The organism is Enterobacter sp. 04-C-12-SI-ECC (genome assembly GCF_047530715.1).
Classification (GTDB): Bacteria; Pseudomonadota; Gammaproteobacteria; order Enterobacterales; family Enterobacteriaceae; genus Enterobacter; species Enterobacter bugandensis.
Genome location: NZ_JBLKDI010000002.1, coordinates 501,982 through 524,671, shown reverse-complemented (window position 1 = coordinate 524,671; position 22,690 = coordinate 501,982). Strand labels below are relative to the sequence as shown.

Below are 22,690 nucleotides of genomic sequence, written 5' to 3'. Positions count from 1 at the left end.
CGTGAATACACTCGAACACACCATCGGCAACACCCCTCTGGTCAAGCTTCAGCGCATGGGATGTGCCAACGGCAGCGAAATCTGGGTCAAACTCGAAGGCAATAACCCGGCAGGGTCGGTGAAAGACCGCGCGGCGCTGTCGATGATTGTCCAGGCCGAGAAACGCGGTGAAATTAAGCCAGGCGATGTGCTGATTGAAGCCACCAGCGGCAACACCGGTATCGCGCTGGCAATGATTGCGGCGCTGAAAGGCTACCGCATGAAGCTGCTGATGCCGGACAACATGAGCCAGGAGCGCCGCGCCGCGATGCGTGCCTACGGGGCCGAGCTGATTCTGGTAACCAAAGAGCAGGGGATGGAAGGGGCGCGAGACTTAGCGTTAGCGATGGCCGAGCGCGGCGAAGGTAAACTGCTCGATCAGTTCAATAACCCGGACAACCCGTACGCGCACTACACCACCACCGGGCCGGAAATCTGGCAGCAAACCGGCGGGCGCATCACCCATTTTGTCTCCAGCATGGGCACCACCGGCACCATTACCGGCGTGTCGCGTTTTTTGCGCGAGCAGGAGAAACCGGTCACCATTGTTGGTCTGCAGCCGGAAGAGGGGAGCAGTATTCCGGGCATTCGCCGCTGGCCTGCGGAGTATATGCCGGGCATCTTTAATGCGCAGCTGGTGGATCGGGTGCTGGATATTCATCAGCGCGAGGCGGAGAATACCATGCGTGAACTGGCCGTGCGTGAAGGCATCTTCTGCGGGGTCAGCTCGGGGGGCGCGGTAGCGGGGGCGTTGCGCGTGGCGCAGGCAAATCCCGGTGCGGTCGTGGTGGCGATTATCTGCGATCGCGGCGATCGCTATTTGTCTACCGGCGTCTTTGGTGAAGAGAGTTATTCGCAGGGGGCGGGGATTTAAGCGTCATGGAGATGATTCTATTCCGGGATAACACCCGGGCGCAGCAAACCGACATTGTCGCGGTGCAGTCGCAGGTGGTTTACGGCAGCGTGGGGAACAGCATTGCTGTGCCGAACATTCGTACCCACAGGCTGCACGTTACCGCCGTGCCGACGGTGCTGTTTAGCAACACGCCGCACTACGACACCTTCTACGGCGGGGTGATCCCCGACGAGTGGTTCAGCGGCTACCTGAAGGCGCTGGAAGAGCGCGAGATCCTGCGCGAGCTTAAAGCGGTCACTACCGGCTATATGGGCAGCGCCAGCCAGATCGCGCTGCTGGCGCAGTGGCTGAAAGCGGTCAAAGCGCAGCATCCTGACCTGCTGGTGCTGGTCGACCCGGTTATCGGCGATATCGACAGCGGAATGTACGTGAAGCCGGATATCCCGGAAGCGTACCGGGAACACCTGCTGCCGCTGGCGCAGGGGATTACGCCAAACGTCTATGAGCTGGAAGTATTGAGCGGTAAGCAGTGCCGGACGCCGGAAAGCGCTATTGCCGCCGCGCAGGGGTTGCTTTCTGACACTCTGAAATGGGTGGCGATCACCAGCGCGCCGGTCGCCGGTGACCCGCAAAACATCCACGTGGTGCTGGTGACGCGTGAGGGCGTGACCGTCAGCGCGCATCCGCGCGTAGAAACCGATCTGAAAGGGACGGGGGATCTGTTCTGTTCAGAACTGGTGAGCGGCATTGTTGAGGGGAAAACCGTTGCCGACGCCATTCGCATGGCCGGCGATCGGGTGACTGACGTGATGCTTTATACCCAGTCGAAAGGCTACGACGAGCTTATCCTCCCTGTATAAACAAAAATGGCGCCCGAAGGCGCCATTTTTCTGTGCGGCAAGAATTACTTCTTGATGCGGATAACCGGGGTTTCGCCCACGGTGACGCTGCCAGACAGTTTGATCAGTTCTTTGATTTCGTCCATGTTGGAGATAACAACCGGCGTCAGGGTAGACTTGGCTTTTTCTTCCAGCAGTGGCAGATCGAATTCAATCACCGGGTCGCCAACTTTAACACGCTGGCCTTCTTCCGCGATACGCTTGAAGCCTTCGCCTTTCAGTTCAACGGTGTCGATACCGAAGTGAACGAACAGTTCGATACCGCTATCAGATTCGATAGAGAACGCATGGTTGGTTTCAAAAATTTTACCGATGGTGCCGTCAACTGGAGCAACCATTTTGTTGCCAGTTGGTTTGATAGCAATGCCATCACCAACGATTTTCTCAGCAAACACTACATCCGGCACGTCTTCGATGTTGACGATCTCGCCGGAGAGCGGAGCAACAATCTCAATAGTTCCGGAGTCTTTCTTATCATCAGAAACCAGAGATTTCAGTTTATCGAACAAACCCATGATCTTCTCCTAAGCAGTAATTTGGGCCGCATCTCGTGGATTAGCAGATTGTTTTTTCTTCAATGAACTTGTTAACCAGCGTCATTAACTCGTCCGTTGTCGGTTGAGCAAGAGCCTGCTCTGCTAACACCTTCGCATCTTCGAAGTTCGTGTTACGGATAATCTTCTTAATGCGCGGGATGGAAATGGCGCTCATAGAGAATTCGTCCAGACCCATACCCAGCAACAGAAGTGTAGCACGTTCGTCGCCTGCAAGCTCACCACACATGCCAGTCCATTTACCTTCTGCATGAGAAGCATCAATAACTTGCTTGATCAAGTTCAGTACGGACGGTGACATTGGCTGGTAGAGATGTGAAATCATATCATTACCACGGTCAACTGCCAGGGTGTACTGCGTTAAATCATTGGTACCGATACTAAAGAAATCAACTTCTTTGGCTAAATGACGCGCAATGGTCGCCGCCGCTGGTGTTTCCACCATCACGCCGATCTCAATTGACTCGTCAAATGCTTTACCTTCGTCGCGCAGTTCCTGTTTGTAGATTTCGATCTCTTTCTTCAGTGCACGCACTTCTTCAACAGAGATGATCATCGGGAACATGATGCGCAGCTTACCGAAAGCGGAGGCACGCAGGATAGCGCGAACCTGGTCACGCAGGATCTCTTTACGATCCATCGCGATACGCACGGCACGCCAGCCCAGGAACGGGTTCTCTTCTTTAGGGAAGTTCATGTACGGCAGCTCTTTGTCGCCACCGATGTCCATGGTACGGACGATAACCGCCTGTGAGCCACACGCTTCTGCGACGGCTTTATACGCAGCAAACTGCTCTTCTTCCGTTGGCAGCGCGTCGCGGTCCATGAACAGGAATTCTGTACGATAGAGACCAACACCTTCCGCACCGTTGCGCTCAGCGCCATCAACGTCGCGTACGGTACCGATGTTTGCGCACACTTCTACCTGATGGCCGTCCAGGGTGATGGCTGGCAGGTCTTTCAGCTTAGCGAGTTCCGCTTTTTCAGTCGCAACCTGCTCCTGAACCGCGCGCAGTTTTTCGATCTCTTCGTTAGTTGGGTTGACGTAAACCAGATTGTTTACGGCATCCAGAATCAGATAGTCGCCGTTTTTCACCTGAGAGGTGACGCTACCGGTGCCCACGATCGCAGGCAGTTCCAGAGAACGCGCCATGATTGAGGTGTGGGAGGTACGGCCGCCCGCGTCGGTGATGAAACCGAGAACCTTTTTCAGGTTCAGCTGTGCGGTTTCAGACGGGGTGAGGTCAGCGGCAACCAGGATCACTTCATCCTGAATCGCGCTCAGGTCGATAATGGCCAGGCCCAGGATGTTGCGCAGCAGGCGCTTACCGATGTCACGTACGTCAGCCGCACGCTCTTTCAGGTATTCGTCATCCAGCTCTTCCAGGGCAGTTGCCTGACCTTCGATAACTTCATGCGCAGCCGCGTCGGCCGTCATGCCTTTATCTTTAATCAGGGCTATGATTTCCTGCTCCAGCTCCTCATCTTCGAGCAGCATGATATGCCCTTCGAAGATGGCTTCTTTTTCTTCACCGAAAGTTTCGCCAGCTTTAGTTTTGATCGCTTCCAGTTGCGCAGATGCCTTGGCACGACCGCTCAGAAAACGTTCAACTTCCTGATCAACCTTGTCGGCAGAAATTTTTTTCCGGTCGATGACGATCTCGTCTTCTTTCAGCAGCAGTGCTTTGCCGAAAGCGATACCCGGGGATGCTAAAATGCCTGAAATCATAACCCTACCTTACTTGTGACTGATATTTAAAAGAACCCGGAAACTTACTCGAGCTCAGCCATCAGTTTAACCAGATGCTCAACTGCTTTCTGCTCGTCTTCACCTTCAGCAGAGATGGTAACAACGGTGCCCTGAGTCAGGCCCAGAGTCTGCAGTTTGAACAGGCTTTTTGCGCTAGCGCTTTTGCCGTTGGAAGTTACAGTGATTTCAGAAGTGAAGCCTTTCGCTTCTTTAACAAACTGAGCAGCAGGGCGGGTGTGCAGACCGTTCGGAGCGGTAATGGTAACTTCTTGCTGGAACATTGTATTTCCCCAACTTATAGGTTTAGTGTTGTGGAACTAAAGTCTAGCCTGGCGGCTTAACTTTAGCCTGTATTGTTAGCGCTGACGTTTCAATCGTCATTAAACATTATGCAGCGAAAGGAAGACTTGAACCAAATCATAAAATCGATTCAGCAAGGGTATTTCGTTCACTGATTAATTTCACGCTTCAAAATAATTGCTGGTTTAAATACCAGACACATCGGGGTGAAGCAATGCCAGGAGGGGCAAAAGTCTGAAGCAGGTCACAAAAAAGCACCCGAAAAGGTGCTTTTTTACGCGTTATTAACATACTGGCACTACTGTTGCAGCTCTTTTTCCGTGAACAGATCGGCAAACAGTGCGGTGCTCAGGTAACGCTCACCCGAGGAAGGAAGGATAACCACAATATTCTTATTGGTAAAGGCTTCATCTTCCTGAAGTTTGAGCGCTGCCGCAACGGCCGCACCGGAAGAGATACCCGCCAGAATGCCTTCTTCATCCATCAGACGACGCGCGGTAGAGATGGCTTCTTCGTTCGTGATGGCAACGACTTTATCGATCAGCTTCAGATCCAGGTTACCCGGAATGAAGCCCGCGCCGATGCCCTGAATTTTATGCGGGCCAGGCTTAAGCTCTTCACCCGCCAGCGCCTGAGCGATAACCGGGGAGTCGGTAGGTTCAACGGCAACGGTAATCAGCTCTTTTTTACCTTTTGTGCCTTTAATATAGCGAGACACGCCGGTCAGCGTGCCGCCGGTGCCGACGCCGGAGATAAATACGTCAACCTGGCCGTCAGTATCTTCCCAGATTTCCGGGCCGGTGGTCTTCTCGTGAATTTCAGGGTTAGCCGGGTTGCTGAACTGCTGCAGCAGAAGATATTTCGCCGGATCGCTGGCCACGATCTCTTCCGCTTTCTGAATGGCACCTTTCATGCCCTTCGCGCCTTCGGTCAGGACCAGGTTCGCCCCCAGCGCTTTGAGCAGTTTGCGACGTTCGATGCTCATGGTTTCCGGCATGGTCAGGGTCAGCTTGTAGCCGCGTGCGGCAGCAACATAGGCCAGAGCGATACCGGTGTTACCGCTGGTCGGTTCCACCAGCTCAACGCCTGGCTTCAGCACGCCGCGTTTTTCAGCATCCCAAATCATGTTTGCACCGATGCGGCATTTTACGCTGAAGCTCGGGTTGCGTGATTCGACCTTCGCCAGAATGCGTCCATTACCGATACGGTTCAGTCGAACCAGGGGCGTATGACCGATAGTCAGCGAGTTGTCTTCATAAATCTTACTCATGGCCTGTCCTTAACTGTATGAAATTGGGATACCGACCCAGCATACCTGCTAAGCAGGTAGGGGGAAGTAAGGAATTCGCATATCTATATACTGCAAGGAAATAATGGGGATCAGTATGGAATAAGGGGCGGCATAAGCCACCCCTGCTTTACACATTTTTGCATTATTTCCATAACGCGTGCTTAGCACGATAACAGTCCACCCACATCGCCGTCGCGCCGCAAACCGCAACCGGCATGATGAACAAGTTAAGGAAGGGAATCATGGTGAACAGGCTGGTCAGCGCGCCGAACTGCATATTGGCGACCTTCCGGGTGCGCAGCGCGGTGCGCATCGCTTTAAACGGCACCTTGTGGTTATCGAACGGATAGTCGCAGTACTGGATGGCCAGCATCCAGGCGCTGAACAGAAACCACAGCACCGGCGCAACCGTCTGGCCAATGCCGGGGACAAAGTAGAGGGCAAGCAGTACAACCGCGCGGGGGAGGTACCAGGCAAACTTCTGCCACTCGCGCTTCATAATGCGCGGGATATCTTTCACGATCCCCAGCACGCCCGTGTCCGGTGGCGTCGCGCCGGTAAGCCGCGCCTCCAGCTGTTCCGCCAGCAGGCCGTTAAACGGCGCGGCTATCCAGTTCGCGATCGTTGAGAATAAATAGCCGAATACCAGCAGCACGGAGATGACCGCCACCGGCCAGAGCAGGTAGTTAAGCCACTGCAGCCAGTCCGGCACGTAGCTCATCAGCGACGGGATCCAGCTTTCGAGCTTTGTGAACAGCCACCAGAACGCGCCGCCCATCAGAATAATGTTGATCAGCAGCGGCAGAATGACGAAGCGACGGATACCTGGCAGTGAAACCAGCTTCCAGCCCTGAGAAAAATACCAGACGCCGCTGCGCGGGGGAGAAGACGATGTTGAAACCATAACCAGGCTGTACTCCTTTTTTCACAACCAGTGGAATTGCCCGCCTATATTATCCACTTGCGGACCAATGACCAGTTCGGAAATGTTCGAAAAACCAGCAAAAAGCACGATTTACTTCATCTTTATGCTGCGAATGCTCTGCACACACTTGCACTTGACGTAAACGGCAAATACTCTTAGTGAGTAAATGTTTGCCGTGGTGGCAAGGTGTTAGAACAACAGAGAATATAATGATGCAGGATTTGCGTCTGATATTAATCATTGTTGGCGCGATCGCCATAATCGCTTTACTGGTACATGGTTTCTGGACCAGCCGTAAAGAGCGTTCCTCGATGTTTCGCGATCGCCCACTGAAGCGCATGAAGTCCAGTCGTGATGATGATGACACTGAAGATGACATCACCGGTAGCGACGACGACGGCGTGGGTGAAGTTCGTGTTCATCGGGTCAATACTGCGCCCGGCGCGGCTCATGGGGAGCATGAAGCCCCCCGCGCTCCGCAGCACCAGTATCAACCGCCGTATGCCTCTGCCCAGCCGCGCCAGCCAGCGCCGCAGCCAGTGGAAGAACCTGTACGTCAGCCGCCGCAACCGCCTGTCCAACAGCAGCCCGCTGCGCCACAGCCGGTTCAACAGCAACCTGTGCAGCAGCCCGTGCAACAGCAACCTGCGCAGCAGCCACAGCAGCCTGTTCATGTACAGCCTGCGCCGCAGCCCGCTCCGGCTCCGCACGTTGAGCCAGAGCCAGTCGTCGAGCCTGAACCGGTTGTTGAAAAGCCGCAGCGTAAAGAAGCGGTGATCATCATGAACGTGGCCGCGCATCACGGCAGCCATCTCAACGGTGACGTGTTGCTCAACAGTATTCAACAGGCAGGCTTCAAGTTTGGCGATATGAACATTTTCCATCGCCACCTGAGTCCGGATGGTAGCGGCCCGGCGCTGTTTAGCCTGGCCAATATGGTCAACCCAGGCACCTTTGACCCGGAAATGGCCGGTGATTTCGTGACGCCGGGTGTCACTATCTTTATGCAGGTGCCGTCCTACGGCGACGAGCTGCAAAACTTCAAGCTGATGCTGCAGTCCGCTCAGCACATCGCTGATGAAGTGGGTGGTGTGGTGCTCGACGATCAGCGTCGAATGATGACCCCGCAGAAGCTGCGCGAGTATCAGGACCGCATCCGCGAAGTAAAGGAAGCTAACGCGTAATTGTCGCGTTTACTTCAACTCCTCCTCAACCCCCGCCTGTCGGGGGTTTTTTCTCATTGATGGTGCGATATGGACTCAATCGAACAACAACTCACTGAACTGCGAACCACGCTTCGCCATCATGAATATCTCTATCATGTTATGGACGCACCGGAAGTGCCGGATGCGGAGTATGACCGGCTGATGCGCGAGCTGCGCGAGCTGGAGGCGCAGCACCCGGAACTGATTACGCCAGATTCTCCGACCCAGCGCGTCGGCGCCGAGCCGCTGGGGGCTTTCAGCCAGGTGCGTCACGAAGTGCCGATGCTGTCGCTGGACAACGTCTTTGATGAAGAGAGCTTCCTCGCGTTTAACAAGCGCGTGCAGGACCGTCTGAAAAGCAGCGATTCCCTCACCTGGTGCTGCGAGCTGAAGCTCGACGGCCTGGCGGTCAGCCTTCTCTATGAAAACGGCGTGCTGGTGCGCGCCGCCACGCGTGGCGACGGTACGACGGGTGAAGACATCACCACTAACGTGCGAACCATCCGCGCGATCCCGCTGAAGCTGCAGGGAGACAACATTCCCGCGCGTCTGGAAGTGCGCGGCGAGGTGTTCCTGCCGCAGGCGGGATTCGAGAAAATTAACGAAGAGGCGCGTCGCACCGGCGGGAAAGTGTTTGCTAACCCGCGTAACGCGGCGGCAGGCTCTCTGCGCCAGCTTGACCCGCGCATCACCGCGAAGCGACCGCTTACTTTCTTCTGCTACGGCGTCGGTATTCTGGAAGGCGGCGAGCTGCCGGACACGCACCTCGGGCGTCTGCTGCAGTTTAAAGCCTGGGGCCTGCCGGTGAGCAACCGCGTTCAGCTCTGCGACTCGCCGGAAGCGGTGCTGGCGTTCTACCACAAAGTGGAAGAGGACCGTCCGACGCTCGGCTTTGATATCGATGGCGTTGTCATCAAGGTCAATTCGCTGGCGCTGCAGGAGCAGCTGGGCTTTGTGGCGCGTGCACCGCGCTGGGCGGTGGCGTTTAAATTCCCTGCCCAGGAGCAGATGACCTTCGTTCGCGACGTGGAGTTTCAGGTGGGCCGTACGGGCGCTATTACTCCGGTCGCTCGACTGGAGCCGGTGCAGGTCGCAGGCGTGCTGGTGAGTAACGCTACGCTGCACAACGCCGATGAAATCGAACGCCTCGGCCTGCGCATTGGTGACAAAGTGGTCATTCGCCGCGCGGGCGATGTTATCCCGCAGGTAGTGAACGTTGTTGAATCAGAGCGTCCTGATGATACGCGCGAGGTCATTTTCCCGACCCACTGCCCGGTATGCGGCTCTGACGTAGAGCGTGTGGAAGGCGAAGCGGTGGCCCGCTGTACGGGCGGCCTGATCTGCGGCGCGCAGCGTAAAGAGTCGCTTAAGCACTTTGTTTCCCGTCGCGCAATGGACGTTGACGGCATGGGCGACAAGATTATCGATCAGCTGGTTGAGAAAGAGTATGTCCATACGCCAGCGGATCTGTTCAGGCTCACGGCGGGCAAATTGACCGGTCTGGATCGCATGGGGCCGAAGTCAGCCCAGAACGTGGTTAACGCGCTTGAAGCAGCGAAAGAGACGACCTTCGCCCGCTTCCTGTACGCGCTGGGCATTCGTGAAGTCGGCGAAGCGACGGCGGCAGGTTTAGCCGCGTACTTTGGTACGCTGGAGGCGCTGGAAAAGGCAAGCATCGACGAGCTGCAGAAAGTGCCGGACGTCGGCATCGTCGTCGCCACGCACGTCTTTAACTTCTTTGCCGAAGAGAGCAACCGCGAGGTCATCGGCAAGCTGCTGGAAGAGGGCATTAAATGGCCTGCGCCGGTGGTGGTCAACGCCGAAGAAATTGATAGCCCATTTGCCGGTAAAACCGTGGTGCTAACCGGTAGCCTTAGCCAGCTTTCACGCGACGATGCAAAAGCGCGTCTGGTGGCGCTGGGGGCCAAAGTGGCGGGCAGCGTGTCGAAGAAAACCGACCTGGTGATTGCCGGCGAAGCTGCGGGTTCGAAGCTGGCGAAAGCCCAGGAGCTCGGCATTGAGGTTATCGACGAAGCGGAAATGATGCGCCTGTTAGGAGAGTAACGTGGAGAAAGAGCAGCTCGTTGAGATCGCCAATACGGAAATGCCGTTCGGTAAATATAAGGGCCGCAGGCTGATCGATTTGCCGGAGGAGTACCTGCTGTGGTTCGCCCGCAAGGACGAGTTCCCCGCCGGGCGCCTGGGCGAGCTGATGGCTATCACGTTACTGATCAAAACCGAGGGGCTGACCCAGCTGGTGCAGCCCCTGAAGCGTCCTTAAGCCTTCGCGGCGCGGGTCTCTTCCTGCGCCAGCTTTTCCGTCTGGCGCTTGTAGCGACGCGCCAGCACCGCGCAGACCATCAGCTGGATCTGATGGAAAATCATCAGCGGCAGCACCATCATCCCGATCACCGAGGTGGGGAACAGAATGTTCGCCATCGGGATGCCGTTCGCCAGGCTCTTTTTGGAGCCGCAGAAGACGATGGTGATCTCATCGGCTTTGCTGAAGCCGCACTTACGCGCCACAAAAACGTTCACCGCAATGACAATTGCCAGCAGAACGAGGCTGACCACCACGATAAACAGCAGCGAGCCTGCGCCCACCTTATGCCAGATCCCGTTCACGACCGCTTCGCTGAAGGCGGAATAGACCACCAGCAGAATCGACGACTGGTCGGTTTTGGAGATCCATTTCTTATGCTTCGCCACGAACGCCCCGGTCCACGGACGCGAGAGATGGCCCAGGACAAACGGCAGCAGCAGCTGCAGGCAGATTTTGCCGACCTGTTCAAGGTTACCTTCCGCGCCGTGCATGTTCATCAGCAGGCCCACCAGCAGCGGGGAGACGAAAATCCCTAACAGGCTGGATGCCGATGCGGAGCAGACCGCGGCTGCCACGTTCCCTCCGGCAAGAGAGGTAAAGGCAATGGCAGACTGCACGGTGGCCGGGAGAATACAGAGATACAGGAAACCGGTGTAGAGCGCCGGATCGACGTTAACCGGTGCCCACCAGGCAAACAGCACCCCGAGGATCGGAAACAGAATAAACGTGCTGCACATCACCCAGAGGTGCAGTCGCCAGTGGCTACCGCCAGCGATAATCGCTTCGCGGGAGAGCTTTGCGCCGTGCATAAAGAACAGCAGAGCGATGGCGGCTGTCGTCAGTCCCTCAAAAAAAGGGACGAAACCGCCGCGAGCAGGGAAGAACGAGGCCAGTAAAACGGTAGCCACCAGGGTGAGCGTAAACGGATCAAGAATACGAAATAGTTTCATAATGACTCCTGAAAACAGATGTCGCTATTGTGCTTTTTTCCATTTGAGAAATAAAATTGATTTATTGCATCCATTTATGAATTAAACAGATGAATTATTCCCTACGCCAGCTTCGCATTTTCGTCACTGTCGCCCATGCCCGCAGCTTTAGCCGGGCAGGTGAAATGATCGGCCTGAGCCAGTCGGCGGTCAGCCACAGCGTGAAAGAGCTGGAAAACCAGACCGGCGTTAGGTTGCTTGATCGCACCACGCGCGAAGTGGTCCTGACCGAAGCGGGGCAGCAGCTGGCCCTGCGTCTTGAACGGCTGCTTGATGAGCTGAACAGCACGCTCAGAGACGTGGGGAGGCTGGGGCAGCAGCTGTCGGGCACCGTGCGGGTTGCGGCCAGCCAGACGATATCCGCGCACCTTATCCCGCAATGTATTGCCGAGGGAAACCATCGCTATCCTGATATTGATTTTGTCCTGCATGACAGACCGCAGCAGTGGGTGCTGGAGAGCATCCGCCAGGGCGATGTGGATTTTGGTATTGTGATCGATCCTGGCCAGGTGAGCGATCTGGAATGCGAAAGCGTTCTTTCTGAGCCTTTTTTGCTGCTCTGCCGTGACGACGACCCGCTGGCAGCGTTGCTTGAGGTCAGTTGGCAGTCCCTGCAGGGGGCGAACCTGGTTTTACAGGATTATGCCTCAGGCAGCCGCCCGCTGATTGATTCCGCTCTGGTGAATCAGGGCGTTAAGGCAACGATCGTGCAGGAGATTGGTCATCCGGCCACGCTGTTTCCGATGGTGGAAGCCGGAATTGGCATCAGTGTGTTGCCCGCTCTGGCGCTTCCCCTGCCGCAGGGAAGCCAGCTGGCGGTGAAGCGGCTGACGCCCGTTGTCGAACGAAAGCTGATGCTGGTGCGGCGAAAAAATCGTTCGCTCTCGGGTGCGGCGCAGGCCATCTGGGAAGTGGTGCGTATCCAGGCACAACGATTAACCGAGGCCCGCATACGCGATCCACTGTTTAACGCATCAGACGATTAGATGTAGATATCAATCTGATTAGTGTCTGACGGGCTATTCACGCCTTCTACTTTGCCCAGTTTTTGATCCTGCTTCTTCTGAGCTTCTTCGGCCTGCTGGCGCTGCAATGCGGCGAGCTGTGCCTGCAGCACTTTGATCTGGGTCTGAATCAGTTCCTGCTGCTTCTTCTTCTCATCTGCACTGACGGGGCTGTTTGCCAGCTCTTTTAACTGCTGGGTCAGCTTTTTGATCTTGTCGAGAATGCGGGTGATTTGCGCAGAGATATCGTTACTGCTCGAAGAGCCACTCGCGCCGCTGGTTTGAATCTGTTGGGTTGAAGCCTGAATGGTCGTCATACTTTTTCCTCGCGTTATAAAACAGAGGTATCGGCACCGACGGGATTAGCTTGAGGAAAATGCGGCAGGTTCACATTTTTATATCGCAGATAGCAAAAAAGCGCCTTTAGGGCGCTTTTTTACATTGGTGGGTCGTGCAGGATGACTCGCTTCGCTCGCCCTTCGGGCCGTCGCCGTAAACGGCTCCGGTGCCTCACTGCGTTCGGCTCGAACCTGCTGCAGGTTCGAATCATCCAGATCGCAGATAGTAAAAAAGCGCCTTTAGGGCGCTTTTTTACATTGGTGGGTCGTGCAGGATTCGAACCTGCGACCAATTGATTAAAAGTCAACTGCTCTACCAACTGAGCTAACGACCCGAAATGGTGGGCGATGACGGGCTCGAACCGCCGACCCCCTCCGTGTAAAGGAGATGCTCTACCAACTGAGCTAATCGCCCAATCTCAATTCTTATCTACACTGCGAGTCTACCGAAGTAGATGGTGGGTGATGACGGGCTCGAACCGCCGACCCCCTCCGTGTAAAGGAGATGCTCTACCAACTGAGCTAATCACCCCCGCTGTGTGGAGTCGCATTATAGGGAGAGTTGAAAATGAGTCAACGCATTTTCTAAAGTTTTTATTCGTTCGTCGTAAAATTAAACAAAACGATCGCAAAACGGGCGGTGGCGCATGATTTATAAACAAAAACAGCAAACTCCGCCACGATAAAAGGATCGACATTGAGGAATCCCCCCACAGTGATAGAATATTGCCCATCGTTTTTTCCCCGGGATTTGCCGATCGCCGGCATCTTTATAACGTAAGGCCATTTCATGAAAATCAAAACTCGCTTCGCGCCGAGCCCGACAGGCTATCTGCACGTCGGTGGTGCTCGTACTGCTCTCTATTCCTGGCTTTTTGCACGCCACAACCAAGGTGAGTTCGTGCTGCGTATAGAAGATACCGATCTTGAGCGCTCCACGCCGGAAGCAATTGAAGCCATTATGGATGGTATGAACTGGCTGAACCTGCAGTGGGACGAAGGCCCGTATTTCCAGACCAAACGTTTTGACCGCTATAACGCTGTTATTGATGAGATGCTGGTCGCGGGCACGGCGTATAAGTGCTACTGCTCCAAAGAGCGTCTGGATGCGCTGCGTGAAGAGCAGATGGCGAACGGTGAAAAACCGCGCTATGACGGCCGCTGCCGCCACGACCACAGCGAGCATGCCGCTGATGAGCCATGCGTGGTGCGTTTTGCTAACCCGCAGGATGGCTCGGTGATTTTCGACGACCAGATCCGTGGCCCGATCGAATTCAGCAACCAGGAGCTGGACGATCTGATCATACGCCGTACCGACGGTTCCCCAACCTATAACTTCTGCGTCGTGGTTGATGACTGGGATATGGAAATTACCCACGTTATCCGTGGTGAAGACCATATCAACAATACCCCACGCCAGATCAACATCCTGAAAGCGCTGAATGCACCTGTTCCGGTCTATGCGCACGTCTCCATGATCAACGGCGACGACGGTAAAAAGCTGTCTAAACGTCACGGTGCGGTCAGCGTCATGCAGTATCGCGACGACGGCTATCTGCCGGAAGCGCTGCTGAACTATCTGGTGCGTCTGGGCTGGGCTCACGGCGACCAGGAGATCTTCAGCCGCGAAGAGATGATCGAACTGTTCTCTCTGAGCTCTGTGAGCAAATCTGCCAGCGCATTCAACACCGACAAGCTGCTGTGGCTCAACCATCACTACATCAATACCATGCCGCCGGAATATGTGGCGACTTACCTGCAGTGGCACATTGAGCAGGCAAACATTGATACCCGCACTGGCCCTGAGCTGGCGGACCTGGTAAAACTGCTCGGCGAGCGCTGCAAAACGCTGAAAGAAATTGCCGAAAGCTGCCGCTACTTCTATGAAGAGTTTGATGAGTTCGACGCCGACGCCGCGAAGAAGCACCTCCGCCCGGTTGCGCGTCAGCCGCTGGAAGTGGTGCGCGACAAGCTGGCTGCGCTCACTGAGTGGACCGCTGAAAATGTGCATCACGCCATTCAGGCGACCGCAGACGAACTGGAAGTGGGCATGGGCAAAGTCGGTATGCCGCTGCGCGTTGCGGTGACCGGCGCGGGTCAGTCTCCGGCGCTGGACGTAACGGTTCATGCCATCGGCAAGTCACGCAGCGTGGAGCGCATTAACAAGGCGCTGGACTTTATCGCTGAACGTGAAAATCAGCAGTAATTAAGCCATTTATAAGAAAAACGGCAGGGTATCCTGCCGTTTTTTTTGCCTTTTATTCGGCAATACCCAGACGAGCAAGAAAACCGCGTATGCCTTCGCGCTTCAGTAAGGTATCCAGACGCTGCTGTTCAAGCTCAGTCATACTCTCCAGCGTTTCGATAATGCCCGGAGGCAGACGCGAAGGCTGTTCATTGTAGGATGAGGCTACCTCAGCCAGATGATAAACCGCCTGGCGGTTACGGATAGCCGGGAGGCTCATAATATGTTCCTTCACGCGTGCATCAACGTGAATGAGCCGTGCCCGACCGCCTTTTACGCCATTGAGTCCTTCGGTTTTCCACCCCTGCTGCCGTATCCAGCGATTTACCGTTTGTCTGGCAACACCCAAATTCTCCGCCAGCTCTTCCGTGGTCATTTTGCTACGTAGTCTTTTCATATTAATTCTGGTCGCGAATCCCTAAACGTTGCAACAAACCGGTAATCCCTTCCCGTAATAGCAGCGATGTCATCAGCTTCTGCTCTTCCGGCGTCATTTCATTGGCCAGCGTCAGGAGTAGGGTATGAAGTGAACCGTCAGTGCTGATGCCGTCAGGCATAGCGGATGTTTCCGTTGCCCGGCGTGCGCTGCGGATAAAGTCACGCACCTTTTCGTTCACATGCACCAGGCGCGCTTTACCCCCCTGGACACCGGGCTTGGGCGACGTTATCCAACCCTCTTTGCGTACCCATTTATTGATGGTCTGTCGGCTATAGCCAGTGAGCAGGGCTAACTCTTCCGGCGTCATTCGTTCCTTGATCATGCAATTTCCTGAATATTCGTGGGGTTAATTAACGGCTCATTTTATAGCACCGTTTTACGTGAAAACGTGACAGGCTTAACTCATGACTGCGAGCAGGCTCGCAAAGTGATTCATTTGCATGATTTTTCGGCGATTGAACCGCGGCTATTGATTTTGCCGTTGACACTCCGCGGCGGAATTCATATTATGCCGCCCGTCAACATGACAGCTTTACGATGGGGCTATAGCTCAGCTGGGAGAGCGCCTGCATGGCATGCAGGAGGTCAGCGGTTCGATCCCGCTTAGCTCCACCAAACTCTGAACCCAACAGAGTGTGGTTAGTAAAGTCACATGTGGGGCTATAGCTCAGCTGGGAGAGCGCTTGCATGGCATGCAAGAGGTCAGCGGTTCGATCCCGCTTAGCTCCACCAAAATTTTAAACCCTCGTCAAAAGACGAGGGTTTTTTTTTATGTTTTTGTAACACCCCTAAACGTATTTTGTTGCCAAAATGGTTTTTTTCCATATCTCACCTCAACCGAAATCAATAAATCAGTCTATAAATAGACTTCAACTTGATTCGCGTAATTAATAAACCTATTATCCATGCGGTCAATGATATGAATGGATAATAATCTCCCCCAGCTTAATGAATAGAAAATCGTATAATAATGTAAAGATATTTATAATTGCTCTGGCGATCTGTCTGATTGCGGTTCCCGTTTCCCGTTATCTCTCCCCGCGTGCAATTGTTAATGAACACGACGTTTATTTAGCGTGGCTCCCGTTAAGCGTTATGCTGGCGATTATGCTGTTATTGGGGCGCCGCGGTATTCTGCCTATTCTGATAAGTTTTATGGTTGCTAATATATTTAACGTTAATTTAGCACCGCTACAATATTCAGTATTACTGTTCTGTCAGACTTTCTCCGTATTCGCTGCCTGCGGTGTTCTGCGCCTTCTGCTGGGCCGGCGCTGGCGCTACTGTATGCCCAACAGGCACATTGGGTTACGCATATTTTGGCTCGGTTTTATGGTGCCGATAGGCATTAAAATGTCGATGTATCTCGCTGGCTATTTCTTTGATTTTCCGGTCACAATCTCAACTTTTTTCGGCGAAGGAACGGTAATTTATAAAGTTGTTGATATTCAAAGCCTGATATGCGCGGCGATGATTTTTACCATGATGTTCTATTATCCGTTAAGAATGATTATTAATCCTCGTTATGCCATCAAGTTCTGGCGGCGAAGTGTGAAGCCCGTGTTTTTACACAAGAAATCATTATATATATTCGTCTGGCTGATGCTGTTAATCGCCATCATCGCAATTTTATGTGCGCCTTTTGAGTCGCCTGTTATTGCGGGCTATTTGATGCCGATTATTTTCATTCTCTTTACGTTAGCGATTAGCCGTCTGAGCTATGCGCTTATCTCTCTGCTGTGGGCCACCTCTGCGCTTCTGCTGTTGACCTACAACTACAACTTTCTAAACGGAGTGGAGTCGGGCCATTCGCTCTCCTTTATCCTGTCGGTACTGATCTCTTTTGCTATCTGCCTGCTTTATATGTCGCGTATCTATCAGCGAAGCGAATGGTTGAAGCAGGGCTGGCAGGACAGAGCGCTCACCGATCCGCTGACCGGATTACCCAACATTCGTGCGCTGGAAGATTTTCTCCTCGACCACCCGGATGCCAAAGTGTGTTGCCTGAGAATGGATAATCTGGAGTTTTTGAGCCGCCATTACGGCATTCTCATGCGGGTGCACTGCAAACGAATGATCACGTCCTCTCTCCAGCCGCTGTTGCAAAAAGATGAGACGCTTTTCCAGCTGCCGGGAAGCGAGCTGGTGCTGGTATTGCTTGGGCAGGGAACGGCCGAGCGCCTCCAGCATATGGTTGATCGGCTGAACAGCCGTAAGATTTTCTGGAACAATACCGGGCTGGATATCGAATTTGGCGCGTCCTGGGGAATGGTCGAAAACGGTGAGAAACTGCACCACACGCTGGGGCAACTGAGCTGGCTGGCCGAGCAATCCTGCGGAGCGCACAACGTTCTTGCGCTGACGAATAGCCTGGAAGCTGCATCAGGACAAACAACGGAGCGTGTTCTGATGCTGGCGCGGATTAAGCACGCCCTGGAGGCGGGGCAGTTCCATTTGTATGCGCAGCCGATCCAGAAGGCGGACGGTAGCGGGTATTACGAAATTCTGGCGCGTATGGAGAGCGAGGGCGAGATCATCACCCCTGACCGTTTTATTCCCCTGATTGCCCAGTTCAACCTCAGCCACCGGTTTGATATGTGCGTCATGGAGAAATTACTGCTGTGGCTGCGCGATCACCCAGCGACGCAGGCTGGCGCCCGTTTCTCTGTCAATCTGATGCCGCTTACGCTGATGCAAAATGAGGTGGCGACTGAAATTTGTGCGCTCTTTGAACGGTACGGCGTTGCGCCTCAGGCTGTCGTGATTGAGATCACCGAAGAGCAGGCCTTCTCCAATTCCGGCTGCAGCATCCACAACATTCAGCAGCTGCGGGATTACGGTTTCAGGATTGCCATCGATGATTTTGGAACCGGCTACGCCAACTATGAGCGTCTGAGACGCCTGCAGGCAGACATCATTAAAATTGACGGCTGCTTCGTGAAAGATATTTGTACTGATGATATGGACGCAATGATCGTCCAGTCGATATGTAATCTGGCGAAGACGAAATCACTGTGCGTGGTGGCCGAATATGTTGAGACGCCAGCGCAGCGGGAGATGCTGCTACGCTTCGGCGTGGACTACCTGCAGGGCTACCTGATAGGCAAACCCAAACCGCTGGAAGAATTGCGGGCATAAAAAAACCGGGAGCAAGTCTCCCGGTTTTTTTACGGTAAACGTTACAGCACCAGCGCAGCGATAGAAGCAGACAGGACGCTCACCAGGGTGGAGCCGTAAACCAGTTTCAGGCCAAAGCGAGAAACCACGTTACCCTGTTCTTCGTTCAGGCCTTTAATCGCACCGGCGATAATACCGATGGACGAGAAGTTCGCGAAGGAGACCAGGAATACGGACAGAATGCCTTCCGCACGTGGAGAGAGCGTGCTGGCGATTTTCTGCAGATCCATCATCGCAACGAATTCGTTAGAAACCAGTTTGGTCGCCATGATACTGCCTACCTGCAGCGCTTCGTGAGCTGGAACACCCATCACCCATGCGACAGGGTAGAAAATGTAGCCCAGGATGCCCTGGAAGGAGATGCCCAGCACAGCGGCGAACAGGGCGTTCAGTGCGGAGATCAGAGCGATAAAGCCGATCAGCATCGCGGCAACGATAATCGCTACTTTGAAACCGGCCAGGATGTACTCACCCAGCATTTCGAAGAAGCTCTGACCTTCGTGCAGGTTAGACATCTGGATGTTCTCTTCGCTGGCGTCAACACGATACGGGTTGATCAGCGACAGAACGATAAAGGTGCTGAACATATTCAGAACCAGCGCTGCAACCACATATTTTGGCTCCAGCATGGTCATGTACGCGCCCACGATAGACATGGAAACGGTAGACATTGCGGTTGCCGCCATGGTGTACATGCGGTTACGGGACATTTTGCCGAGGATATCTTTATACGCGATGAAGTTCTCAGACTGACCGAGGATCAGGGAACTTACGGCGTTGAAAGATTCCAGCTTGCCCATGCCGTTTACTTTGGATAACAGGAAACCAATGCCACGAATAACGAACGGCAGAACGCGGATGTGCTGCAGAATACCGATCAGCGCGGAGATGAAGACGATTGGGCACAGTACCTTCAGGAAGAAGAATGCCAGACCTTCGTCGTTCATTTTACCGAAGACAAAGTTTGTCCCTTCGTTGGCGAATCCGAGCAGTTTTTCGAACATTTCGGAGAAGCCTTTCACGAAGCCGAGGCCTACGTTGGAGTTCAGGAAGAACCACGCAAGTAAAACTTCAATGACCAGCAGCTGGACAACATAACGAATACGAATTTTTTTGCGGTCTGTGCTGACCAGCAATGCGAGTGCAGTAACGACAACAAGTGCCAGGACAAAATGAAGGACGCGGTCCATATTTGCTCCAAATATGAGGCAGGTTTAATTTTCGTGCACATTCTATGTAACAACCGAAAAGAAAACGAGATCAGGGACACACTATAGTTACATCCTGTGACGAGTCTCAAAATTAGTGATCCACAATACATTTTTGTTATGTTAGGTAAATGAGTGAAAAGTTAAGTTTGTGTGCTACGCTTCACAAATGACCGCGCATTTTCACATTCTGTGATGTCGCACCACCTGCCCATCTATTGTTCTTAGCTATCAGAGAAATCATTTTAAACTCTCTAAATGATCTTGATAATCATTCTCATTTTGATAGCATTAAACATAGCAAAGGCTATATTTCCAGAGGCAGATAATGACAAACAGTCGCGTAGAGGGTAGCAGTGGTAGAGCCGCGCGCAAGTTGCGGTTCGCATTAATGGGACCTGCTTTTATTGCTGCCATCGGCTATATCGATCCGGGTAATTTTGCGACCAATATTCAGGCCGGGGCCAGTTTCGGCTATAAGCTGCTGTGGGTGGTCGTCTGGGCAAACCTGATGGCGATGCTGATTCAGATGCTCTCTGCAAAACTGGGGATTGCCACGGGTAAAAACCTGGCGGAGCAAATTCGCGACCATTATCCCCGTCCGGCGGTGTGGCTCTACTGGGTTCAGGCGGAAATTATCGCCATGGCAACCGATCTCGCTGAATTTATCGGGGCGGCGATCGGCTTTAAGCTGATTCTGGGCGTGTCGCTGTTACAGGGGGCGGTGCTGACCGGGATTGCCACATTCCTGATCCTGATGCTGCAGCGTCGGGGTCAAAAACCGCTGGAGAAGGTCATTGGTGGCCTGCTGTTGTTTGTTGCTGCGGCGTACATCGTCGAGCTGATTTTCTCACAGCCGAATCTGGCGCAGCTCGCGAAAGGCATGGTGATCCCAGGCCTGCCAACCTCGGAAGCGGTTTTCCTGGCCGCCGGGGTACTTGGGGCGACCATTATGCCGCATGTCATTTATTTGCACTCCTCGTTAACCCAGCATCTGCACGGCGGGACGCGTAAAGAACGCTACTCGGCAACCAAATGGGATGTGGCAATCGCCATGACCATCGCAGGTTTTGTGAATCTGGCGATGATGGCCACCGCAGCCGCCGCTTTCCACTTTAACGGTCATACTGGCGTCGCCGATCTCGACCAGGCTTACCTCACGCTCGAGCCGTTACTGAGCCATGCTGCTGCCACGATATTTGGTCTGAGCCTGGTCGCAGCCGGCCTCTCTTCCACGGTAGTAGGGACGCTGGCAGGGCAGGTGGTGATGCAGGGATTTGTTCGCTTCCATATTCCATTGTGGGTGCGTCGTTTTATCACCATGCTTCCGTCGTTTATCGTGATTCTGATGGGGCTCGATCCAACGCGAATTCTGGTGATGAGCCAGGTGCTGCTGAGCTTTGGTATCGCCCTGGCGCTGGTGCCGCTGCTGATCTTTACCAGCGACAAAACCCTGATGGGGGAACTGGTCAACTCGACGCTGGTGAAACGGACCGGGTGGGCCATCGTGCTGGTCGTCGTGGCGCTGAACTTGTGGTTGTTGGTGGGAACCGCGCTGGGTCTTTAACAAAAAAGGAGCCGCAGGGGCTCCTTTTGGATTAATGATGATGGCCGTGACCATGACCTTTGCCGCGACCCCAGCCGCGACGGTCGTCACGATCCCGCCAGCCTTCACGGTAACCGCGCTCATAGGCGTTGTCTTTATACCAGCCGCGGTGTCTGCCGTTGTCATGTTTCCACCAGCGATCGCCGCGCCACTCATAGTGACGATGCCAGTAATCACGGTCGCGCCAGTAGCCACCGTCCCAGTATCTGCCGTAGTCGTCACGATCGCCAATTTGTAATTTTACTGATGGCAACAGGGTGATTTCGCCCGCAGTGGCGACCAGCGGGGCTGAAGCCAGTAATACCGCTGCAAGAATCAGTGACCTGAACATACTCTTTCTCCTTCACGATCGGGGCCTTCGTGGGGCCTGTTAACGCAATATTACGAGTTGGTAAAGGCTCGTTTCATCGCCTCAACTCCGAATTCCCGAGGGAGAGCACTTTTTGCTAAAAGTGGTTTTATTTTGAACTACTCAGGATCTGGTCAATTAGAGAAAGTTCTTCTGCGGTAAACTGGCGGTTTTCCAGCATTCCCACGGCATCATCAATCTGAGCCGTTTTGCTGGCCCCAATCAGCACCGACGTGACCTCCTCATGGCGTAACACCCAGGCAAGCGCCATCTGCGAGAGTTTCTGGCCGCGGCTTTCTGCCAGGGCGTTTAGCTGGCGCACCTTCTCAAGCTTCCCTTCGGTGATCTGTTCCGGGTTAAGGAATTGACTGCCGCTTGCCGCACGGGAATCGGCGGGAATACCGTTAAGATACCGGTTGGTCAACTGTCCCCCTGCCAGCGGCGAGAAGGGAATACAGCCGACCCCTTTTTCCTGCAGAACATCCAGCAAACCCTCTTCCGGCGCACGTTCGAACATCGAGTATTTCGGCTGGTGGATCAGACAGGGCGTGCCCAGGTCATTCAGGATATCAATCGCTTTTCGCGCCAGCTCGGCAGGATAGTTGGATAACCCGACATACAGGGCTTTGCCCTGGCGCACCAGATGGTCAAGCGCTTTCATGGTTTCCTGCAGCGGCGTTTCCGGATCCGGACGGTGATGATAGAAGATATCGACATATTCCAGCCCCATGCGCTTCAGGCTTTGATCGAGGCTTGCCAGCAGATATTTGCGCGATCCCCAGTCGCCGTAAGGGCCGTCCCACATGGTATATCCCGCTTTGGTGGAGACGATCAGCTCATCGCGCCAGGGCAGGAAATCCTCCTGCAAAATACGGCCGAAATTACGCTCGGCGGACCCCGGCGGGGGACCATAGTTATTGGCAAGGTCGAAATGCGTAATACCCAGATCGAACGCGCGCTGTAAAAGTTGACGGCTATTTTCGATAAGCGTGGCGTCACCAAAGTTATGCCACAGCCCCAGCGAGACCGCGGGCAACCTGAGTCCGCTTTGTCCACAGCGGCGATACTCCATTGTCTGATAACGATTTTTGTCCGGCTGATAACCCATTCGTATGACCTCTCGTGCTGAAGAGAAAAATCAGTGTATACGTTTACATTAACGTGAAAAAAAGCAGCATAACCCAGCATTTTTT

Annotated in this window: 22 protein-coding genes, 5 tRNA genes and 1 other RNA gene; 11 read left to right on the top strand and 17 right to left on the bottom strand. The window is 54.1% G+C overall.

What is annotated here, in order from left to right; genetic code table 11:
• The first annotated feature begins 1 nt into the window (after nt 1).
• Nucleotides 2–913, top strand: coding sequence for a cysteine synthase CysM (gene cysM / locus ACMWL8_RS05695; RefSeq protein WP_028013998.1), 912 nt, complete (start codon nt 2–4; stop codon nt 911–913).
• A 5-nt stretch (nt 914–918) separates the two neighbouring features.
• Nucleotides 919–1,755, top strand: a complete 837-nt coding sequence (gene pdxK / locus ACMWL8_RS05690) for a pyridoxine/pyridoxal/pyridoxamine kinase (protein ID WP_045261150.1) — start codon at nt 919–921, stop codon at nt 1,753–1,755.
• A 44-nt stretch (nt 1,756–1,799) separates the two neighbouring features.
• On the opposite strand, the gene crr is transcribed toward pdxK, so the two are convergent.
• From crr to cysZ, 5 genes are all read right to left on the bottom strand, one after another.
• Complete coding sequence (gene crr, locus ACMWL8_RS05685; protein ID WP_003861316.1) at nt 1,800–2,309, bottom strand: PTS glucose transporter subunit IIA; 510 nt, start codon at nt 2,307–2,309, stop codon at nt 1,800–1,802.
• A gap of 40 nt (nt 2,310–2,349) precedes the next feature.
• Nucleotides 2,350–4,077, bottom strand: a complete 1,728-nt coding sequence (ptsI, locus tag ACMWL8_RS05680) for a phosphoenolpyruvate-protein phosphotransferase PtsI (protein WP_008501604.1) — start codon at nt 4,075–4,077, stop codon at nt 2,350–2,352.
• A gap of 44 nt (nt 4,078–4,121) precedes the next feature.
• Nucleotides 4,122–4,379 (bottom strand): phosphocarrier protein Hpr, encoded by a 258-nt coding sequence (gene ptsH, locus ACMWL8_RS05675; RefSeq protein WP_000487600.1) that lies wholly within the window; start codon nt 4,377–4,379, stop codon nt 4,122–4,124.
• 317 nt (nt 4,380–4,696) lie between these two features.
• On the bottom strand, nt 4,697–5,668 hold the full coding sequence (cysK, locus tag ACMWL8_RS05670; RefSeq protein ID WP_028013996.1) for a cysteine synthase A: 972 nt from the start codon (nt 5,666–5,668) through the stop codon (nt 4,697–4,699).
• A gap of 163 nt (nt 5,669–5,831) precedes the next feature.
• Nucleotides 5,832–6,593, bottom strand: coding sequence for a sulfate transporter CysZ (gene cysZ, locus ACMWL8_RS05665; RefSeq protein ID WP_028013995.1), 762 nt, complete (start codon nt 6,591–6,593; stop codon nt 5,832–5,834).
• 230 nt (nt 6,594–6,823) lie between these two features.
• Here cysZ and zipA point away from each other — a divergent pair, with 230 nt between their 5' ends.
• From zipA to ACMWL8_RS05650, 3 genes are all read left to right on the top strand, one after another.
• Nucleotides 6,824–7,798 (top strand): cell division protein ZipA, encoded by a 975-nt coding sequence (gene zipA, locus ACMWL8_RS05660; protein WP_045261149.1) that lies wholly within the window; start codon nt 6,824–6,826, stop codon nt 7,796–7,798.
• A gap of 69 nt (nt 7,799–7,867) precedes the next feature.
• Nucleotides 7,868–9,883, top strand: a complete 2,016-nt coding sequence (ligA, locus tag ACMWL8_RS05655) for an NAD-dependent DNA ligase LigA (RefSeq protein ID WP_045261148.1) — start codon at nt 7,868–7,870, stop codon at nt 9,881–9,883.
• A 1-nt stretch (nt 9,884) separates the two neighbouring features.
• Nucleotides 9,885–10,100 (top strand): DUF3820 family protein, encoded by a 216-nt coding sequence (locus tag ACMWL8_RS05650; protein WP_003861328.1) that lies wholly within the window; start codon nt 9,885–9,887, stop codon nt 10,098–10,100.
• Here the strand turns inward: ACMWL8_RS05650 and ACMWL8_RS05645 are convergent.
• Nucleotides 10,097–11,092 (bottom strand): bile acid:sodium symporter family protein, encoded by a 996-nt coding sequence (locus ACMWL8_RS05645; RefSeq protein WP_041908807.1) that lies wholly within the window; start codon nt 11,090–11,092, stop codon nt 10,097–10,099. The two genes, ACMWL8_RS05650 and ACMWL8_RS05645, sit on opposite strands and share 4 nt — an antisense overlap.
• An 89-nt stretch (nt 11,093–11,181) precedes the next feature.
• Between ACMWL8_RS05645 and ACMWL8_RS05640 the strand changes: the two genes are divergently transcribed.
• Nucleotides 11,182–12,117, top strand: a complete 936-nt coding sequence (locus ACMWL8_RS05640) for a LysR family transcriptional regulator (protein WP_041908810.1) — start codon at nt 11,182–11,184, stop codon at nt 12,115–12,117.
• Here the strand turns inward: ACMWL8_RS05640 and ACMWL8_RS05635 are convergent.
• The 6 genes from ACMWL8_RS05635 to ACMWL8_RS05610 form a co-directional block, all read right to left on the bottom strand.
• On the bottom strand, nt 12,114–12,452 hold the full coding sequence (locus tag ACMWL8_RS05635; RefSeq protein ID WP_045261147.1) for a FlxA-like family protein: 339 nt from the start codon (nt 12,450–12,452) through the stop codon (nt 12,114–12,116). The two genes, ACMWL8_RS05640 and ACMWL8_RS05635, sit on opposite strands and share 4 nt — an antisense overlap.
• Nucleotides 12,453–12,577: 125 nt before the next feature.
• A non-coding RNA gene (locus ACMWL8_RS05630) (RtT sRNA) lies at nt 12,578–12,706 on the bottom strand.
• Between the two features lie 26 nt (nt 12,707–12,732).
• Nucleotides 12,733–12,808 (bottom strand) — tRNA-Lys (locus tag ACMWL8_RS05625).
• Between the two features lie 4 nt (nt 12,809–12,812).
• Nucleotides 12,813–12,888 (bottom strand) — tRNA-Val (locus ACMWL8_RS05620).
• A 41-nt stretch (nt 12,889–12,929) separates the two neighbouring features.
• Nucleotides 12,930–13,005: transfer RNA gene (locus ACMWL8_RS05615), tRNA-Val, on the bottom strand.
• Between the two features lie 62 nt (nt 13,006–13,067).
• Nucleotides 13,068–13,265 (bottom strand): hypothetical protein, encoded by a 198-nt coding sequence (locus ACMWL8_RS05610; protein WP_045259646.1) that lies wholly within the window; start codon nt 13,263–13,265, stop codon nt 13,068–13,070.
• On the opposite strand from ACMWL8_RS05610, the gene gltX reads away from it, so the two are divergent.
• Nucleotides 13,264–14,679, top strand: a complete 1,416-nt coding sequence (gene gltX / locus ACMWL8_RS05605) for a glutamate--tRNA ligase (protein ID WP_045259647.1) — start codon at nt 13,264–13,266, stop codon at nt 14,677–14,679. The two genes, ACMWL8_RS05610 and gltX, sit on opposite strands and share 2 nt — an antisense overlap.
• 52 nt (nt 14,680–14,731) lie before the next feature.
• Here the strand turns inward: gltX and ACMWL8_RS05600 are convergent, their stop codons facing one another.
• Complete coding sequence (locus ACMWL8_RS05600) at nt 14,732–15,115, bottom strand: YfeC-like transcriptional regulator (RefSeq protein ID WP_045259648.1); 384 nt, start codon at nt 15,113–15,115, stop codon at nt 14,732–14,734.
• A 1-nt stretch (nt 15,116) separates the two neighbouring features.
• Nucleotides 15,117–15,479, bottom strand: a complete 363-nt coding sequence (locus ACMWL8_RS05595) for a YfeC-like transcriptional regulator (RefSeq protein WP_045259649.1) — start codon at nt 15,477–15,479, stop codon at nt 15,117–15,119.
• A 217-nt stretch (nt 15,480–15,696) separates the two neighbouring features.
• On the opposite strand from ACMWL8_RS05595, the gene ACMWL8_RS05590 reads away from it, so the two are divergent.
• From ACMWL8_RS05590 to ACMWL8_RS05580, 3 genes are all read left to right on the top strand, one after another.
• A tRNA-Ala gene (locus tag ACMWL8_RS05590) sits at nt 15,697–15,772 on the top strand.
• A 41-nt stretch (nt 15,773–15,813) separates the two neighbouring features.
• Nucleotides 15,814–15,889, top strand: a tRNA-Ala gene (locus ACMWL8_RS05585).
• A 216-nt stretch (nt 15,890–16,105) separates the two neighbouring features.
• On the top strand, nt 16,106–18,295 hold the full coding sequence (locus tag ACMWL8_RS05580; protein ID WP_045259650.1) for an EAL domain-containing protein: 2,190 nt from the start codon (nt 16,106–16,108) through the stop codon (nt 18,293–18,295).
• 41 nt (nt 18,296–18,336) lie between these two features.
• Here ACMWL8_RS05580 and ACMWL8_RS05575 read toward each other — a convergent pair whose 3' ends face one another.
• On the bottom strand, nt 18,337–19,524 hold the full coding sequence (locus tag ACMWL8_RS05575) for a NupC/NupG family nucleoside CNT transporter (RefSeq protein WP_008501591.1): 1,188 nt from the start codon (nt 19,522–19,524) through the stop codon (nt 18,337–18,339).
• 346 nt (nt 19,525–19,870) lie between these two features.
• On the opposite strand from ACMWL8_RS05575, the gene ACMWL8_RS05570 reads away from it, so the two are divergent.
• On the top strand, nt 19,871–21,109 hold the full coding sequence (locus ACMWL8_RS05570; protein WP_045259651.1) for an Nramp family divalent metal transporter: 1,239 nt from the start codon (nt 19,871–19,873) through the stop codon (nt 21,107–21,109).
• A 31-nt stretch (nt 21,110–21,140) separates the two neighbouring features.
• Here the strand turns inward: ACMWL8_RS05570 and ACMWL8_RS05565 are convergent, their stop codons facing one another.
• Nucleotides 21,141–21,479, bottom strand: coding sequence for a DUF2502 domain-containing protein (locus tag ACMWL8_RS05565; RefSeq protein ID WP_041908820.1), 339 nt, complete (start codon nt 21,477–21,479; stop codon nt 21,141–21,143).
• Between the two features lie 127 nt (nt 21,480–21,606).
• The gene (mgrA, locus tag ACMWL8_RS05560; protein ID WP_045259652.1) at nt 21,607–22,605 is read right to left on the bottom strand and encodes an L-glyceraldehyde 3-phosphate reductase; all 999 of its coding nucleotides are present in this window, start codon (nt 22,603–22,605) and stop codon (nt 21,607–21,609) included.
• Nucleotides 22,606–22,690: the final 85 nt, after the last annotated feature.

What these genes read in the sequence shown, in the direction of transcription:
- pdxK (WP_045261150.1), top strand. Translation starts at nt 919, where the DNA reads ATGGAGATGATTCTATTCCGGGATAACACCCGGGCGCAGCAAACCGAC.
- crr (WP_003861316.1), bottom strand. Translation starts at nt 2,309, where the DNA reads ATGGGTTTGTTCGATAAACTGAAATCTCTGGTTTCTGATGATAAGAAA.
- ptsI (WP_008501604.1), bottom strand. Translation starts at nt 4,077, where the DNA reads ATGATTTCAGGCATTTTAGCATCCCCGGGTATCGCTTTCGGCAAAGCA.
- ptsH (WP_000487600.1), bottom strand. Translation starts at nt 4,379, where the DNA reads ATGTTCCAGCAAGAAGTTACCATTACCGCTCCGAACGGTCTGCACACC.
- cysK (WP_028013996.1), bottom strand. Translation starts at nt 5,668, where the DNA reads ATGAGTAAGATTTATGAAGACAACTCGCTGACTATCGGTCATACGCCC.
- cysZ (WP_028013995.1), bottom strand. Translation starts at nt 6,593, where the DNA reads ATGGTTTCAACATCGTCTTCTCCCCCGCGCAGCGGCGTCTGGTATTTT.
- zipA (WP_045261149.1), top strand. Translation starts at nt 6,824, where the DNA reads ATGATGCAGGATTTGCGTCTGATATTAATCATTGTTGGCGCGATCGCC.
- ligA (WP_045261148.1), top strand. Translation starts at nt 7,868, where the DNA reads ATGGACTCAATCGAACAACAACTCACTGAACTGCGAACCACGCTTCGC.
- ACMWL8_RS05645 (WP_041908807.1), bottom strand. Translation starts at nt 11,092, where the DNA reads ATGAAACTATTTCGTATTCTTGATCCGTTTACGCTCACCCTGGTGGCT.
- ACMWL8_RS05640 (WP_041908810.1), top strand. Translation starts at nt 11,182, where the DNA reads ATGAATTATTCCCTACGCCAGCTTCGCATTTTCGTCACTGTCGCCCAT.
- ACMWL8_RS05635 (WP_045261147.1), bottom strand. Translation starts at nt 12,452, where the DNA reads ATGACGACCATTCAGGCTTCAACCCAACAGATTCAAACCAGCGGCGCG.
- gltX (WP_045259647.1), top strand. Translation starts at nt 13,264, where the DNA reads ATGAAAATCAAAACTCGCTTCGCGCCGAGCCCGACAGGCTATCTGCAC.
- ACMWL8_RS05610 (WP_045259646.1), bottom strand. Translation starts at nt 13,265, where the DNA reads ATGAAATGGCCTTACGTTATAAAGATGCCGGCGATCGGCAAATCCCGG.
- ACMWL8_RS05600 (WP_045259648.1), bottom strand. Translation starts at nt 15,115, where the DNA reads ATGAAAAGACTACGTAGCAAAATGACCACGGAAGAGCTGGCGGAGAAT.
- ACMWL8_RS05595 (WP_045259649.1), bottom strand. Translation starts at nt 15,479, where the DNA reads ATGATCAAGGAACGAATGACGCCGGAAGAGTTAGCCCTGCTCACTGGC.
- ACMWL8_RS05580 (WP_045259650.1), top strand. Translation starts at nt 16,106, where the DNA reads ATGAATAGAAAATCGTATAATAATGTAAAGATATTTATAATTGCTCTG.
- ACMWL8_RS05575 (WP_008501591.1), bottom strand. Translation starts at nt 19,524, where the DNA reads ATGGACCGCGTCCTTCATTTTGTCCTGGCACTTGTTGTCGTTACTGCA.
- ACMWL8_RS05570 (WP_045259651.1), top strand. Translation starts at nt 19,871, where the DNA reads ATGACAAACAGTCGCGTAGAGGGTAGCAGTGGTAGAGCCGCGCGCAAG.
- ACMWL8_RS05565 (WP_041908820.1), bottom strand. Translation starts at nt 21,479, where the DNA reads ATGTTCAGGTCACTGATTCTTGCAGCGGTATTACTGGCTTCAGCCCCG.
- mgrA (WP_045259652.1), bottom strand. Translation starts at nt 22,605, where the DNA reads ATGGGTTATCAGCCGGACAAAAATCGTTATCAGACAATGGAGTATCGC.